Origin of the sequence: Klebsiella sp. JN_Kp126, assembly GCF_033843325.1 — a bacterium.
Classification (GTDB): domain Bacteria; phylum Pseudomonadota; class Gammaproteobacteria; order Enterobacterales; family Enterobacteriaceae; genus Klebsiella; species Klebsiella michiganensis.
Genome location: NZ_JAWXQV010000057.1, coordinates 67,683 through 82,780, shown reverse-complemented (window position 1 = coordinate 82,780; position 15,098 = coordinate 67,683). Strand labels below are relative to the sequence as shown.

The 15,098-nt window shown below is 60.9% G+C and carries 12 protein-coding genes; 1 reads left to right on the top strand and 11 read right to left on the bottom strand.

Annotated features, from left to right (window positions below; translation table 11 throughout):
* Positions 1 to 6: 6 nt before the first annotated feature.
* The 10 genes from nifS to nifH form a co-directional block, all read right to left on the bottom strand.
* Positions 7 to 1,209, bottom strand: a complete 1,203-nt coding sequence (gene nifS, locus SIK97_RS13515) for a cysteine desulfurase NifS (protein ID WP_057173221.1) — start codon at positions 1,207 to 1,209, stop codon at positions 7 to 9.
* A 30-nt stretch (positions 1,210 to 1,239) separates the two neighbouring features.
* Complete coding sequence (nifU, locus tag SIK97_RS13510; protein WP_014230029.1) at positions 1,240 to 2,064, bottom strand: Fe-S cluster assembly protein NifU; 825 nt, start codon at positions 2,062 to 2,064, stop codon at positions 1,240 to 1,242.
* A 194-nt stretch (positions 2,065 to 2,258) separates the two neighbouring features.
* Entirely contained in the window at positions 2,259 to 2,729 is a 471-nt protein-coding gene (locus SIK97_RS13505; RefSeq protein ID WP_014230028.1) for a NifB/NifX family molybdenum-iron cluster-binding protein, read from the bottom strand.
* Entirely contained in the window at positions 2,716 to 4,101 is a 1,386-nt protein-coding gene (nifN, locus tag SIK97_RS13500) for a nitrogenase iron-molybdenum cofactor biosynthesis protein NifN (RefSeq protein ID WP_049080158.1), read from the bottom strand. Before nifN ends, SIK97_RS13505 begins: the two co-directional genes overlap by 14 nt.
* 10 nt (positions 4,102 to 4,111) lie before the next feature.
* Positions 4,112 to 5,485: a nitrogenase iron-molybdenum cofactor biosynthesis protein NifE gene (gene nifE, locus SIK97_RS13495; protein ID WP_025107729.1), complete on the bottom strand. Its 1,374-nt coding sequence runs from the start codon at positions 5,483 to 5,485 to the stop codon at positions 4,112 to 4,114.
* A 251-nt stretch (positions 5,486 to 5,736) separates the two neighbouring features.
* Positions 5,737 to 6,399: a NifB/NifX family molybdenum-iron cluster-binding protein gene (locus SIK97_RS13490; RefSeq protein WP_057173220.1), complete on the bottom strand. Its 663-nt coding sequence runs from the start codon at positions 6,397 to 6,399 to the stop codon at positions 5,737 to 5,739.
* Positions 6,400 to 6,409: 10 nt separating this feature from the next.
* Positions 6,410 to 6,628: a putative nitrogen fixation protein NifT gene (nifT, locus tag SIK97_RS13485; protein ID WP_014230024.1), complete on the bottom strand. Its 219-nt coding sequence runs from the start codon at positions 6,626 to 6,628 to the stop codon at positions 6,410 to 6,412.
* Between the two features lie 39 nt (positions 6,629 to 6,667).
* Positions 6,668 to 8,230 (bottom strand): nitrogenase molybdenum-iron protein subunit beta, encoded by a 1,563-nt coding sequence (gene nifK / locus SIK97_RS13480; RefSeq protein ID WP_025107726.1) that lies wholly within the window; start codon positions 8,228 to 8,230, stop codon positions 6,668 to 6,670.
* Positions 8,231 to 8,285: 55 nt separating this feature from the next.
* Positions 8,286 to 9,734: a nitrogenase molybdenum-iron protein alpha chain gene (gene nifD, locus SIK97_RS13475; protein ID WP_014230022.1), complete on the bottom strand. Its 1,449-nt coding sequence runs from the start codon at positions 9,732 to 9,734 to the stop codon at positions 8,286 to 8,288.
* Positions 9,735 to 9,750: 16 nt separating this feature from the next.
* Positions 9,751 to 10,632: a nitrogenase iron protein gene (nifH, locus tag SIK97_RS13470; protein WP_004852391.1), complete on the bottom strand. Its 882-nt coding sequence runs from the start codon at positions 10,630 to 10,632 to the stop codon at positions 9,751 to 9,753.
* A 404-nt stretch (positions 10,633 to 11,036) separates the two neighbouring features.
* On the opposite strand from nifH, the gene nifJ reads away from it, so the two are divergent.
* Positions 11,037 to 14,552 carry a pyruvate:ferredoxin (flavodoxin) oxidoreductase gene (gene nifJ / locus SIK97_RS13465; RefSeq protein ID WP_057173219.1) on the top strand — a complete coding sequence of 1,172 codons (3,516 nt, stop codon included), beginning with the start codon at positions 11,037 to 11,039 and terminating at the stop codon, positions 14,550 to 14,552.
* Between the two features lie 18 nt (positions 14,553 to 14,570).
* Here the strand turns inward: nifJ and SIK97_RS13460 are convergent, their stop codons facing one another.
* Positions 14,571 to 14,882: an ArsR/SmtB family transcription factor gene (locus SIK97_RS13460; protein ID WP_014230020.1), complete on the bottom strand. Its 312-nt coding sequence runs from the start codon at positions 14,880 to 14,882 to the stop codon at positions 14,571 to 14,573.
* Positions 14,883 to 15,098 lie beyond the last annotated feature (216 nt).

Genomic DNA, 15,098 nt, shown 5'->3' with positions numbered 1-15,098 from the left:
TCCGCCTTAGCCGTAAACCGGCGCGAAGACGGCGTCCGCCGGGCGCGGCTTGCCGTTGTGCCAGTAGGGCGACAGCGCGCGCAGCCGGTCGATAATCGGCGGCAGCGCGGTGACGACGTAATCGATCTCTTTCTCCCGGGTGTAGCGCGAGAGGGAAAAGCGGATGGTGCCGTGGGCGGCGGTATAGGGGATATTCATCGCCCGCATCACGTGGGAGGGTTCCAGCGAGCCTGACGTGCAGGCGCTGCCGCTGGAGGCGGCGATCCCGGCCTGGTTGAGCAGCAGCAGAATGGCCTCACCCTCAATAAACTCAAAGGCCAGATTCGCCGTGCCGGGCACCCGCGGCTGGCTACCGCCCATCACCATGACCGACGGCACGCTGGCCAGCAGGCGATGCTCCAGCCTGTCGCGCAGCTGGCCGATATGCGCCATTCCCGGCAGATGAATATTCGCCAGCTCGCAGGCCGCGCCCATGCCGACGATTCCGCAGATATTTTCCGTCCCGGCGCGCCGACCGTACTCCTGATGACCGCCGCGCAGCAGCGGGCGAAAGCGCGTTCCCCGGCGCAGATAGAGGCAGCCTACGCCTTTTGGTCCGTGAAACTTATGCGCCGAGCAGGAGAGCATGTCGATGCGGGTCTCGCCCACGGCAATCGGCATTTTGCCCACCACCTGTACCGCATCGCAGTGAAACAGCGCCCCTTGTTCATGGGCCAGCTCCGCCATTTCGGCGATCGGGAAAAGCACCCCGGTTTCGTTATTCGCCCACATCACGCTGACCAGCGCGACGCGCGGGCTGAGCGCGGCGCGGAACTGCGCCATGTCCAGCGCCCCCTCGCTATCCACCGCGATGCGATGAATCCGGTAGCCCTGGCGCTCCAGGTGCTCGCAGGCCGTCAGCGTCGCCGGATGTTCGACCGCGCTGGTGATAATTTCGCGACGCTCCGGCAGCAGGGCGATGGCCGAGGCGATGGCGGTGGCGGTAGCTTCGGTGGCGCAGGAGGTAAAGATGATCTCGCTGGGATACTCCGCGCCCAGCAGCGCCGCGGTCTGTTGATGCGCGCGCTCCAGAGCCGCCTGGGCCGGTATGCCAAAATCGTGTATCGACGAGGGGTTGCCGTAAAAGTCGGTCAAAAAGGGCATCATCGCTTCCAGAACCATCGGGTCCAGACGGGTGGTGGCGTTGTTATCGAGATAAACCTGTTTCATCTTGTCCCCCTAGGGTCAGTTAACCGCGGCTCAGGCCGCCACCACTTCCATATAACAGCCGGTACGTTCCATCAGTTTTTGCTGCAGCCAGGCCAGGGTCATATCGGTCATCATGCAGCCGCTACAGCTGCCGGAGAGGCTGACGGTCACCTGGTGGTTGGCGACGCTGAGCAGCGACATATCGCCGCCGTCGGCCTGAATATGCGGGCGCAGTTCAGCGATGGTCTCGACGACGCTCTGCCAGTGCGGATCTTTGCCGCTGGCCGCGGCGGGCGGCGTCTGCGGCGGCTGCGCGAGGATCTCCGCCAGCGCCAGCTCGATTTTTTCGTGGCAGGCGGTGCAGCCGCCGCCCGCTTTGGTGTAGTTGATCACCTCTTCAAGGGTGGTCAGGCCGTTGTTCTGCACCGCGCGGCGAATGTGTCCTTCATCGACGCCGAAGCATTTGCAGATCAGCTTGCCCTCCTCATGCTCTTCCTCCAGGCTTTCGCCGCGAAAGTTGGCGATGGCCGCGCGCAGGGCCTCCTGGCCCATCACCGAGCAGTGCATTTTCTCCGGCGGTAGCCCGTCGAGATAATCGGCAATCTGCTGATTGGTTATCTGCCCGGCTTCGGCCAGGGTATGGCCGATAATCAGCTCCGTCAGCGCGGAGGAGGAGGCGATGGCGCTGCCGCAGCCGAAGGTCTGGAAGCCCGCTTCCTGGATAATTTCGCTTTGCGGGTCAACGCGCAGCATCAGGCGCAGCGCGTCGCCGCAGCTTAATGACCCCACATCGCCTACCGCGTTGGCGTTGTCCACCACGCGCGCGTTGCGGGGATTAAAAAAATGGTCTTTCACTTTCTCGGAGTAATTCCACATGCTGTCAGCTCCAGGGATGATGACGGAAAACGCCGGGGCGCGGTTCACCGCAGGAGTGCGGTGGCGTTAACGAACTAGCAAATGCGATACCAGAGAATAAAATGCAATATTTTCAATTTGTTATATTTTACCCTGACAAGACGCGCCCGACAGTGTCGGGATGTTTTGTGGGCTTTGTCACACAAACGACACGGCTAGCGGCGCGGGTCCGGTTCCTCATGCCACTCCTGTTCCTGCAGCAGACGGGTAAAGCGCTCCGGGTCGCGCTGGCGCGCATTTTTGCGCTGCCCTTTGTCGTACCAGTAAAGCTGGATCTCCTGCAGTAAGCCGACGATGGTGGTGTCGGCGGGAACGCGTTCGGCGCGGACGCCGACCTGCAACAGCTGACGAAAAACCGCGTCGCCAATCGCCACGCAGAACAGCGTGACGCAATCCTCAAGGGCGTGGATCCGCCTGGCGATCTTCTCCGTCTGGTGGCCGTTCTCAACGGAGAAATCAACCACCCGGATCAGGGTGACCCGATCCGCCTTGACGCCATATACCACCAGCCGCGGCGTGGCGCCAAAATGCTGATCGACATGACGATAGTCGGAACTGGCGAAGGCGACCTTCATAGACCACTCATCGGAGTGGACCATATCAAACTGACGGTTAATCGGCGGCATAGGCGCCTCCTGTGGAGAGTGAAGATTCGGTGTTCTGGCGAAGCGGCGATCGGTAGCGGGCGAGGTGGTGATGGCGCTCGCGCATCAGGTTTGCCAGCTCGAACAGCGTATCGCGCATTCCGCTGTACCCCTGACGCACCCGGCGGAATTCACCGAGCTTGTCAAAGATCGGAAAACCCGCGCGCACCAGCGGCAGCGCAAACTGCTCCGCCAGGTCGCAGGCGTGGGAGTTGGCCACCAGCAGGTCGGCGGATTGGGCGCACAGCAGCGTTTGCAGATCCTCCAGATCTCCCGGCACCACGCGTTCCACCGGCAGCTGGCGCAGGCTGGGATGGCCGGTAGGAGCCACCAGCGGGCCGGGCTGCATCCCCTGGCTGTTGGCGAAATCACACCACGCCGCCAGCAGATCGCCTTCCGCCGCTATCGCCATGCGCTGGCCCTGAAGCCACATATGACAGTCGATCATCGCATCCTGCAGCTGACCGCGCTGGCGCTCCAGCCACGGGGGAACGGCGCGTCCGGAAATTTTCGCCAGTTGATGAATAAAGGCGTCGCAGCGATCGAGGGTCATCAGGTGCGGCAGGGCGATAACCTCGCCCCGGCAGCGCGGGGCCAGCAGCGATGACGCGCGGTGGAGGGAGACGCCAATGGCGAAGCTGCACAGGCTTTGTCCCATCTGTTCTATCTGGCGCAGCGGCGTCCCGCCCTGGGTCAGCGGCGAGAAATCGCCTTGCGCCAGGTGCCCATCCATCGATTGTGCCAGGTCCGGCAGGATTATCGGCTGCAGACCAAAGGCTTCGACGCATCGGCGCAGCCACTCGATATCGCCAGGCGAGCAGAGGTGGCTGACCAGCAGGTTGACCCGGCGATTGCGCTGAGCCGGGCGCGGCGTCGGCGCAACCCACTGCTCAATGACGCTCTCGAGCACCGCGCTGAAGCCGTTTTCCATGGAACCATAAAAATCCGGCGTGTTAACGGTTAATATCGCCACGCCCTTGTGCCGGGGATACTCTTCGCGAAACTGGCGAACCACGCGGGAAATGTCGCTGCCCTGAGCCTCAGACAGCCCGGTACTGAGCAGCACGATAGCCTGCGGCGCGTTGCGCTGGCAGAGGGTATCCAGGGCGGTGAAAATATTGCCGTCCGCGCCCATAATCGTCGAGGTGGGGTCCATCGCCGTCGACTGCAGGGGAACCGGGTCGTGGAAGTGTTGAATAAAAAAGACTTTGGCGAAGGCGCTGCATCCCTGCGCGCCGTGGACCAGAGGGATACTGTGTTCAATCCCGAGGCTGGCGAGGATTGCGCCGAGCGGCTGGCCGGTCTTGATCGGGCTGACCGCCAGCGGTTTATCGGTGCGGAAAATGTCTGCCATGGTGTACTCCTTAGTGCCACGGGGCGCGGGCATGGGTTTGCGGCCAGATGGGACTGTCGATGGTCTGACACAGCTGGCGGGCGAGGGTGACGATCCCCTTGTAGCCGGCAAAGGCGTGTTCGCGCTCCTGATTGATATCGAGAAACGGCAGCCTGGCTTTATAGGCGGTGTACATATTGCGTCCGCCGGCAATCATCAGGTCGGCCTGATAGCGATAGACCACATCCAGCAGCGTGCGGGCGTTGCCTTCTTCCAGCATTACCGCCTCTTCGCCCATCAGCTCGCGGATCCGCTGTTTATCCTCTTCGGTGGATTTACGCGTGCCGGTTGCCACCACGGTCATGCCCAAATCCTGAAGCGCCGAGACCACCGACCAGGATTTCACCCCGCCGGTATAGAGCAGCGCTTTGCGGCCGCGCAGCCGTTCGCGCCACGGTTGTAGCGCCAGTTCCGCCGCCTGTTCCTCCCGCGCAATCAGCGCTTCGGTGCGCTGGCTAAGGTCGTCATCGCCCAGCAGCGCCGCCAGCTGGCGCAGGGCGTCGGAGGTGGCGCGGATCCCGTAGAAGCTGCCTTCGAACCACGGCGTGCCGTAGCGCTGCTCCAGGGCTCTGGCGACGTTAATTAGCGCCCGCGAGCAGACCAGCATATTGGCCTGCGCCCGATGCATGGTCTGGATCTCGGCGAAACGGCCATCGCCGGAGAGGCTGCCGAGCACGCGGATCCCCAGCTCGTCGAGCAGCGGCTGAATATGCCAGAACTCGCCGGCAATATTGAATTCGCCAATCAGGCCAATATCGTGACGCTGCTCCGGGGCAAAGGGCGTGCTCTCCGGCCAGGGCGCGGGCTCGCGCTGACCGATGACCCGTTTCACCATGACCTCGCCGGCCAGCCGGTTACCGAGATTTTTACTGCCGTAAAAACCGGCCGCGTCAATGGCGATAACCGGTACGCCGGTGGCGGTCTGCGCGGCCTGGCATACCGCTTCCAGGTCATCGCCCTCCATGGCCGGTACGCAGGTGTTGTAGATAAAGACCGCCGCCGGATGATAACGGGTGACGATATGGCGAACGGCGTGAAACAGGCGACGTTCGCCGCGGCCCATAATCACGTCCTGTTCGTTGAGATCGGTGGTGAACCCGAGCCGATTCAGGGTGGGGCCGGAGCTGGCGCTGCCGCGGTTATCCCAGGAGCTTCCGGCGCAGCCGATGGGGCCATGGACCAGATGCGCCACGTCGGCAATGGGCAGCAGGGTTATCTGCGCGCCGTCGAACGCGCAGCCGCCGGCGGTGGCGCCGGGTTTGGGCGCGCTGCAGCCGGATTTTTGTTTATGGTTGTGTTCACAGGCCGGTTCATCCAGCAGCGCCAGAATTTCATTTCCCTTCATAGTGACCTCGTTGACGGTGGGGGATGAGGGGGAGGATGCAATTCGCGCTCCATAAGCGGCGCCTTGATATTTAAAGAAAAAGGGTTGTTGGCTTTGCGACAAAGCCAACAATCGGACAAGGGATGGCGGGGCGTGTCTTGTTTTGGCGAATAATAAGATAAGTGGAATAATGCCTGACCGTAACGTGGGGAACGCATCCATGCGCGAAAAAAAGCCCGCGGGGTCGGCGGGCAACAAGCACAAAACAGGGATTAAAAAACGCGCGCCTCCAGAGGGTTCTCCCGGTTAAGCCGCTTCGCCAGCCACGGCGGCAAACGGCCGGCCAGCAGCGTATTGATCGCCTCGCACTGCGCATGAATCGTCGTCCCGGTCTGCGCTTTCATCGGGTGGATCCGGTGGCGGATCAGCCGGGCGGCGGCGGGCCCGCCGATCTCCTGACAAAACAGCAGCTGGCAGTCTTCAATCAGCCGGGCGCGCACTTCGTTGGCTTCCTGCTGGGTGGGCGCGGAGGGATAGCGGCGCAGATCGTGCAGCCAGCCGCCTTGCTCATCGAACGCGTAGATAAAAAACAGCCGCCCCTGACCGAAATGGCCGTTAATCATCAGGCCATCCTGGGAGCAAAACGCCGCCAGCAGCTGCGGCGTTCGCTGGGCAGGGTGAACGATGCGTAAATGGGCGGGCAGCGCGCCCTGCAGGCTCGCCATCACCCGCGACCAGCGAGCGGGGGACATCACCGCCGTCGCGGAGGGAAAGCTGGCGGCCAGCTGCGGCTGGGTCAGGGTCGCCAGCCGCGCCGGGGTCAGCGTCTCGCCGCACTCCTGCGCCAGCCAGTCGACAATTTGCACCGGCTGCAGGTCCGGCAGGGACTGAAACAGCGCCAGCATGCGCCAGAAAAGGGTATCGTTGTCGGACATCTCCAGCTCCTTATATCAACGCGCCGCGCGTCGCGCGCAGGCTTATCGGAAAGGCGGGGCGCCCCGGCTGCGGATTGACGTAGTAGCGGCGTCCCCCTTCCAGCGAAATCGCGCCGCCCCAGCGTTCAGCGTCGTTATGCTCAATCTGGAGCACTCGCGCCTCCAGATCCTGTTTCGCGATATAGGCGTACAGGTCCGCGCCGCGCTCACGGAAAATCACGATGGGCATACTCCCTCCTGGCCCCGCGTGACGCGGGGCGCCTGATGGTTAACGGACGAGATCGAAACTGTAATCGGTTTTGCCCAGCTGGCTGGTATCGCTATCCAGTTTCTCCAGTACGGCGTTTACCAGCGTCGTCACAATGTTCATCGCCCCTTCATAACCCCAGGTTGTCTGGCGGTGTAGATGGTGGCGGTCGAACAGCGGAAAGCCGAGGCGGATAAGCGGTACTTCAAAGGCTTTGCCCTTCGCCAGGGTATCGCGCTGGATAAACTTGCCGTAGGAGTTGCCGATCATAAAGTCCGGCTGACGGGTGAACATCAGCGAACGGAAGTGCCACAAATCGCAGTTGATAAACACTTCGCTGTCGCGCCCGTACGGCGAGGCATCAAGCATTTTCTTCATCGCTTTTTGCCAGCGTTTGTTGGCGTTATGGCTCAGGATCACCGTCGGCTCGCAGCCCAGCTCCAGCAGGAAGCGGGTGAGGCCCATCACGAAGTCCGGGTCGCCGTACAGGCCAAATTTCTTGCCGTGCAGCCAGGTGTGGGAATCGAGCATCATGTCAACCAGCCGGCCGCGCTCAAGGGTGAGGGCGTCGGCGATCGGCTTGCCGCTAAGCTGGCTGACGGTCATCAGCAGTTCATCGGTAGCGGCCAGCCCCAGCGGAATCGCGACCTCGGTGGCGGGCTGGTTCCACATCTCCTGCACCACTTTTTTGCTCTTCAGCAGCTGCCACGGCTGCAGAAGCAGCGTATCGATGGCGTCAGGAGCCTCTTTCATCTCCTGCTGCGTGGTGCCGCCGGAATACATCCGATAATGGCCGTCGGCGGGCGTGTCGAGAACTTCTGACGGATCGGAGAGCAGGCTGCACGGCACCGCCATCTGTTCCATCATCCGCTTTAATACGCGGAAGTTGCCGAGATAGGTTTCAAAGCCGGTCACCAGATTGAGCTTCTGCAGTTTGCCCGGCTGCCCCTGGTAGTCCGCGGTGAAGGTTTTGGCGAAGCCTTCAAACATGTTGTCCCAGCCGGTGACGTGGCTGCCGATAAAGCTTGGCGTATGGGCATGGGGCACGGCGATGCTGCTATCGACGAAGCCATCTTTTTTGGCGTTGGCGATAAACGCCTGCAGGTCATCGCCGATGACTTCCGCCATGCAGGTGGTGGAAACCGCGATGATCTCCGGCTTGTACAGCGCGCTGGCGTTCTGCAGACCCAGATTCATGTTGTTGTTGCCGCCGAAGACCGCCGCGTCTTCGGTCATCGAGTCGGAGACGCAGGCGATCGGCTCTTTGAAATGGCGGTTAAAATAGGTGCGAAAGTAGGCCACGCACCCCTGGGAGCCGTGGACGTACGGCAGGGTATTGGCAAATCCCAGCGAGCAAAGCACCGCGCCAAGCGGCTGGCAGGCTTTCGCCGGGTCAACGGTCAGCGCCTCGCGCTGGAAATTCAGCGCTTCATACTCGGCGGTGGTGGTCCAGGCAAAGACCTCCTGCACGCGCTGGGCATCGTGCGCTTCCTCCAGCTGCCGCTTATTGCGGAACAGCTCCTGGTATTCATCCTGTTCGAATAGCGGATAGCAGCTATTAATTTTATCAATCGTTTGGCTCATGGTGTTCTCCTCCCGCGCCACAAATCGGTGAACAGACGGGACAGTGAGTGGGCAATCACGCAGACTTCAGCCACGGCGCGGTGAGTTCGTTCCACGCCGGGTTGTTCAGGGTCATATCCATATCGCGGGCGAAAATGGCGAAACCATCGTAGCCGTGGTACGGGCCGGAATAGTCCCACGAGTGCATCTGGCGGAACGGCACGCCCATTTTCTGGAAGATATATTTTTCCTTGATGCCGGAGCCGATAAGGTCGGGCTTCAGCGCCTTAACGAACGCTTCCAGCTCATAGCTGCTGGCGTCATCGAACAGCAGCGTGCCCTCTTTCAGATCCGGCAGGGTGCGGTCGTAGTCATCGTTATGGGCAAACTCGTACCCGGCGGCGATGATCTCCATGCCGAGATCCTCGTAGGCGCCGATAACGTGGCGTGGCCGCAGGCCGCCCATATAGAGCAGCACCTTACGCCCCTCCAGGCGCGGGCGATATTTGGCGATAATCGCCGCCATCTGCCCCTCATACCGGGCGATCACCGCTTCGGCGTTCGCGCGAATAGTATCGTCAAACTGATCGGCGATTTTGCGCAGCGATTCGGCGATTTTGGTCGGCCCGAAGAAGTTGTACTCCATCCACGGAATCTGATGTTTTTCCTCCATATGGCGGGCGATATAGTTCATCGAACGGTAGCAGTGAACCAGGTTCAGCTTGACGAATGGGGTGTTTTCCATCTCCACCAGCGTGCCGTCGCCGGACCACTGCGCGACCACCCGTAGCCCCATCTCTTCAAGCAGGATGCGCGAGGCCCAGGCGTCGCCGCCGATGTTGTAGTCGCCGATGATCGCCACATCGTAAGGAGTGGTTTCAAACGGCTGTCCTTCGCGATTGTTGAGGATCCAGTCGCGCACCACGTCGTTGGCGATATGGTGCCCCAGCGACTGCGACACGCCGCGAAAGCCTTCGCAGCGTACCGGGATCACCGGTTTATCCAGCGCTTTGCTGCTGGCGTTGGCCACCGCGCTGATATCATCGCCGATCAGCCCCACCGGGCATTCCGACTGTATGGTGATCCCTTTGGTGAGCGGGAACAGCAGCTCCATCTCTTCAATCAGCTTGCTGAGCTTTTTATCGCCGCCGAAGACGATGTCGCGCTCCTGAAAATCAGAGGTGAAGTTCAGCGTGCCGAAGCTATCGACGCCGCTGACCCCGGTGTAGTAGTTGCGTCGTCCGGCGCGGGAATACTGGCCGCAGCCGACCGGCCCGTGCGAGATGTGGGCCATATCCTTGATTGGCCCGAATACCACCCCTTTCGAGCCGGCGTAGGCGCAGCCGCGCACGGTCATCACGCCGGGTTGTGATTTGCGGTTAGAGATAATGCACTTGCCGACGCTCTCCATTTGCGGATCGCTGACCATCATGTGCTTTCTGCGCTCTTTTCGCGCGGTTTCCGGGAACACCTCCAGGACTTCCTGGATCAGCGCCAGATTACGTTCGCCCGTTGCGTTGGTCATCATTATTGTCCTGTGCTCAGGCCGCGCTTTCTTCGGCGGCGGTTTTACCAATGATGCTGGTGTCTTCTTCTTCCATGATGCCGAACTCCATCAGCAGCGACTCCAGCTCATCCATGGTGCAGGGTGTCGGCACCACTTTCATGGTGTTGTTGACGATCTTCTGCGCCAGGGTGCGGTATTCGTTGGCCTGCTGGCAGGCGGGGTCGTACTCGATCACCGTCATTCGGCGGATCTCCGCGCGCTGCACGATATTGTCGCGGGGGACAAAGTGGATCATCTGGGTCCCGAGCTTTTCCGCCAGGGCCATGATCAGTTCGTCTTCACGGTCGGTCTGGCGTGAGTTACAGATCAGGCCGCCGAGGCGCACCTTGCCGGATTTAGCGTATTTAACGATCCCTTTGGAGATATTGTTGGCGGCGTACATCGCCATCATTTCGCCGGAGCAGACGATGTAGATCTCCTGGGCTTTGTTTTCGCGGATAGGCATGGCGAAGCCGCCGCAGACCACGTCGCCGAGCACGTCATAGAAGACAAAATCGAGATCGTCCTCGTAGGCGCCTTCTTCTTCAAGAAAGTTGATCGCCGTGATCACGCCGCGCCCCGCGCAGCCGACGCCTGGCTCCGGGCCGCCGGATTCCGCGCAGCGCACGTCGCCGTAGCCAATTTGCAGCACGTCTTCGAGCTCGAGATCCTCGACCGAGCCGACTTCCGCGGCCATCTCCATAATGGTGTTCTGTGCTTTAGCGTGCAGGATCAGGCGGGTGGAGTCCGCCTTCGGATCGCAGCCGACGATCATTACTTTCTTACCCATCTCCGCCAGCGCGGCGACGAGGTTCTGCGTAGTGGTGGATTTGCCGATACCGCCTTTACCGTAAATAGCGCATTGACGCATGGTCATGGTGACTTCTCCTGTGGTTGAGTGTTTGCCAGCAGAGAAGTGCAGGGAACATACCAGCCGTGCCTTTTTATTTATTTATCTGATTTTTATGGATTTATTAATTCATTGCCGCGCAGGGCGTAAAACAAAACGGCACAATAAGGCGACCAAATGTGGGAAACAGAACAATTCCGCCTGCCGGGGCCATTGTGGCGGTTTGTCGTCTGTTCAACAGCTTGTCGTCCCCTGTGTCTTGTTCCACGCAATCTCTCGGCGCGCTGCGTTGCCTTTATCTTCATAACGCGTTGAATTCGCGCCAACTATTCTGTCATCCGCGAGCTGGCACAGGCTGTGCTTGAGGCAACAACTGGGTTTGCCGCTTATTTGAGGCGGCGAAGATGCCTCTCACCTTCGAGGATTGAACAATGTCCGGAAAAATGAAAACAATGGATGGCAACGCCGCGGCGGCCTGGATCTCTTATGCCTTTACCGAGGTCGCGGCGATTTACCCCATTACCCCCTCCACGCCGATGGCGGAAAACGTCGACGAGTGGGCGGCGCAGGGGAAAAAGAACCTCTTTGGCCAGCCGGTGCGCTTAATGGAGATGCAGTCGGAAGCCGGCGCGGCAGGCGCGGTACACGGCGCGCTGCAGGCCGGGGCGCTCACCACCACCTATACGGCTTCCCAGGGGCTGCTACTGATGATCCCCAACATGTACAAAATCGCCGGTGAACTGCTGCCGGGCGTCTTTCACGTCAGCGCCCGGGCGCTGGCGACCAATTCGCTGAATATTTTTGGCGATCACCAGGACGTGATGGCGGTTCGCCAGACCGGCTGCGCGATGCTGGCGGAGAACAACGTGCAGCAGGTGATGGATTTGTCGGCGGTGGCGCATCTGGCGGCGATTAAGGGACGCATCCCGTTTGTTAACTTCTTCGATGGTTTCCGCACCTCGCACGAAATTCAAAAAATCGAGGTGCTGGAATATGACCAGCTGGCGACGCTGCTGGACCGGGCCGCGCTCGACAGCTTCCGCCGTAACGCGCTGCATCCGGATCATCCGGTCATCCGCGGAACGGCGCAAAACCCGGATATCTACTTCCAGGAAAGAGAGGCGGGTAACCGTTTTTATCAGGCGCTGCCCGATATTGTCGAAAGCTATATGGCGCAAATCAGCGCGCTCACCGGCCGGGAGTACCATCTGTTTAACTACACCGGCGCGGCGGATGCCGAACGGGTGATTATCGCCATGGGGTCGGTCTGCGACACCGTTCAGGAAGTGGTGGATACGCTGAACGCGGCGGGAGAGAAGGTCGGGCTGCTCAGCGTGCATCTGTTTCGCCCTTTTTCGCTGGCCCACTTTTTCGCTCAGCTGCCGAAAACCGTACAGCGGATTGCCGTGCTTGACCGCACCAAAGAGCCCGGCGCTCAGGCCGAACCGCTGTGCCTGGATGTGAAAAACGCCTTCTACCACCACGACGATGCGCCGCTGATTGTCGGCGGCCGCTACGCGCTTGGCGGTAAGGACGTTCTGCCTAACGATATCGCGGCGGTCTTTGACAACCTCAATAAACCGCTGCCGATGGACGGGTTTACCCTCGGGATTGTCGATGATGTCACCTTTACTTCTTTGCCCCCGCGCCAGCAGACGCTGGCGGTTTCTCATGCCGGCATCACCGCCTGTAAATTTTGGGGAATGGGCTCGGATGGCACCGTCGGGGCCAATAAAAGCGCGATTAAAATCATCGGCGACAATACGCCGCTCTACGCGCAGGCCTACTTTTCCTATGACTCGAAAAAATCCGGCGGCATTACCGTTTCGCATTTGCGCTTCGGCGACCGGCCGATCAATTCGCCCTACCTGATCCATCGGGCCGATTTTATCTCCTGTTCGCAGCAGTCCTACGTGGAGCGCTATGACCTGCTGGATGGGTTAAAGCCGGGCGGGACCTTTTTACTCAACTGCAGCTGGTCCGATGCGGAGCTGGAGCAGCATCTGCCGGTCGGCTTTAAACGCTATCTGGCGCGGGAAAATATCCATTTTTATACCCTGAACGCCGTGGATATCGCCCGCGAGCTCGGGCTGGGCGGGCGCTTTAATATGCTGATGCAGGCGGCGTTCTTTAAGCTGGCGGCAATTATCGACCCGCAGACCGCGGCGGATTACCTCAAGCAGGCGGTTGAAAAAAGCTACGGCAGCAAAGGGGCGGCGGTGATCGAGATGAACCAGCGGGCGATCGAGCTGGGCATGGCTTCGCTGCATCAGGTGACCATTCCGGCGCACTGGGCGACGCTGGATGAGCCCGTGGCGCAGGCTTCAGCCATGATGCCGGATTTCATCCGCGATATTTTGCAGCCGATGAACCGCCAGTGCGGCGACCAGCTGCCGGTAAGCGCGTTTGTCGGCATGGAAGACGGCACCTTTCCCTCGGGCACTGCCGCCTGGGAGAAACGCGGGATCGCGCTGGAAGTGCCGGTCTGGCAGCCGGAGGGCTGCACGCAGTGTAACCAGTGCGCCTTTATCTGCCCCCACGCGGCGATCCGCCCGGCGCTGCTCAACGGCGAAGAGCAGGACGCCGCGCCGGCCGGGCTGTTGAGCAAACCCGCTCAGGGAGCGAAGGCGTACCACTACCATCTGGCTATTTCGCCTCTGGATTGCTCCGGCTGCGGCAACTGTGTGGATATCTGTCCTTCGCGCGGCAAGGCGTTAAAAATGCAGTCTCTTGATAGCCAGCGCCAGATGGCGCCGGTCTGGGACTATGCGCTGGCGCTGACGCCGAAGAGCAATCCGTTCCGGAAGACGACGGTCAAAGGTAGCCAGTTTGAAACCCCGCTGCTGGAGTTTTCTGGCGCCTGCGCGGGATGCGGCGAAACGCCTTATGCCCGCCTGATAACCCAGCTGTTTGGCGACCGGATGCTGATCGCTAACGCCACCGGCTGCTCTTCAATCTGGGGAGCCAGCGCGCCGTCGATTCCCTATACCACCAACCACCGCGGCCACGGCCCGGCATGGGCGAACTCGCTGTTTGAGGATAACGCGGAGTTTGGCCTCGGCATGATGCTCGGCGGCCAGGCGGTGCGTCAACAAATCGCCGATGATATAACCGCCGCGCTGGCGCTGCCGGTCAGCGACGAACTCCTCGACGCGATGCGCCAGTGGCTGGCGAAGCAGGATGAAGGCGAGGGTACCCGCGAGCGCGCGGACCGGCTCAGCGAACGGCTGGCGGCGGAAAAAGAGGGCGTGCCGCTGCTGGAGCAGCTATGGCAGAACCGCGACTATTTTGTGCGCCGGTCGCAGTGGATTTTCGGCGGCGACGGCTGGGCCTACGATATCGGCTTCGGCGGTCTCGATCACGTGCTGGCGAGCGGGGAAGACGTGAATATTCTGGTGTTTGATACCGAGGTTTACTCCAATACCGGCGGGCAGTCGTCTAAATCGACCCCGGTGGCGGCCATCGCGAAGTTTGCCGCGCAGGGCAAACGCACGCGGAAAAAAGATCTTGGCATGATGGCGATGAGCTACGGCAATGTGTACGTGGCCCAGGTCGCCATGGGCGCCGATAAAGATCAGACGCTGCGCGCGATCGCCGAGGCTGAAGCCTGGCCGGGACCGTCGCTGGTGATTGCCTACGCCGCCTGCATTAACCACGGGCTGAAAGCCGGTATGCGCTGCAGCCAGCGCGAGGCGAAACGGGCGGTTGAGGCGGGATACTGGCACCTGTGGCGCTATCATCCGCAGCGGGAAGCGGAGGGCAAGACGCCGTTTATGCTCGATTCCGAAGAGCCGGAGGAGAGCTTCCGCGACTTTTTGCTTGGCGAAGTGCGCTACGCCTCGCTGCACAAAACGACGCCGCATCTCGCGGATGCGCTTTTTAGCAGAACCGAGGAGGATGCGCGCGCCCGCTTTGCCCAGTATCGGCGGCTGGCCGGTGAGGAGTAGAGGCCGGCGCGCAGGCCTTTAGCTATCGTGCTGCATGACCTTAAGCAGCGTATCCAGCAGGCCGGGAAAGCGCGCGTCTAAATCTTCCCGGCGCAGCGAAATCAAATTCTCCCGCCCCTGAGGCCGCTGCCAGATCACACCGCTGTCGCGCAGGACGCGCCAGTGGTGGGTCATGGTCGACTTCGCCACATCTTCATGACGCAGGGCGTTACAGCTCTGCTCGCTGCCGTCGGCAAGGATACGGATAATCTCAAGCCGCAGCGGGTTGCCGAGAGCGAAAAGGACATTTTCGAGGCGAATTTGTTCACGTTCGGGGTGATTGGCGATCATAATATTCCTGTGTCGGCGGCGGCGCAGCTCCGTGAGCAGCAGCCCGTATCGGCGGCTGGCCGGTAATATACCGAAACTGCTTTTCTAAAGCCACGCGGGTCGTCGCAGCTTCACCAATAGTAACGATAGCAAAAATAGTTCGAATATACTCGTACAGTTGTACTATGATAGATGCCGTTATATGAACGGCGGCCAATTCCGGCCGCCTGTTAACAG

Bases quoted from the DNA above. Each gene is read 5' to 3' on its own strand.
- nifS (WP_057173221.1), bottom strand. From the start codon at position 1,209: ATGAAACAGGTTTATCTCGATAACAACGCCACCACCCGTCTGGACCCG.
- nifU (WP_014230029.1), bottom strand. From the start codon at position 2,064: ATGTGGAATTACTCCGAGAAAGTGAAAGACCATTTTTTTAATCCCCGC.
- SIK97_RS13505 (WP_014230028.1), bottom strand. From the start codon at position 2,729: ATGCCGCCGATTAACCGTCAGTTTGATATGGTCCACTCCGATGAGTGG.
- nifN (WP_049080158.1), bottom strand. From the start codon at position 4,101: ATGGCAGACATTTTCCGCACCGATAAACCGCTGGCGGTCAGCCCGATC.
- nifE (WP_025107729.1), bottom strand. From the start codon at position 5,485: ATGAAGGGAAATGAAATTCTGGCGCTGCTGGATGAACCGGCCTGTGAA.
- SIK97_RS13490 (WP_057173220.1), bottom strand. From the start codon at position 6,399: ATGTCCGACAACGATACCCTTTTCTGGCGCATGCTGGCGCTGTTTCAG.
- nifT (WP_014230024.1), bottom strand. From the start codon at position 6,628: ATGCCCATCGTGATTTTCCGTGAGCGCGGCGCGGACCTGTACGCCTAT.
- nifK (WP_025107726.1), bottom strand. From the start codon at position 8,230: ATGAGCCAAACGATTGATAAAATTAATAGCTGCTATCCGCTATTCGAA.
- nifD (WP_014230022.1), bottom strand. From the start codon at position 9,734: ATGACCAACGCAACGGGCGAACGTAATCTGGCGCTGATCCAGGAAGTC.
- nifH (WP_004852391.1), bottom strand. From the start codon at position 10,632: ATGACCATGCGTCAATGCGCTATTTACGGTAAAGGCGGTATCGGCAAA.
- nifJ (WP_057173219.1), top strand. From the start codon at position 11,037: ATGTCCGGAAAAATGAAAACAATGGATGGCAACGCCGCGGCGGCCTGG.
- SIK97_RS13460 (WP_014230020.1), bottom strand. From the start codon at position 14,882: ATGATCGCCAATCACCCCGAACGTGAACAAATTCGCCTCGAAAATGTC.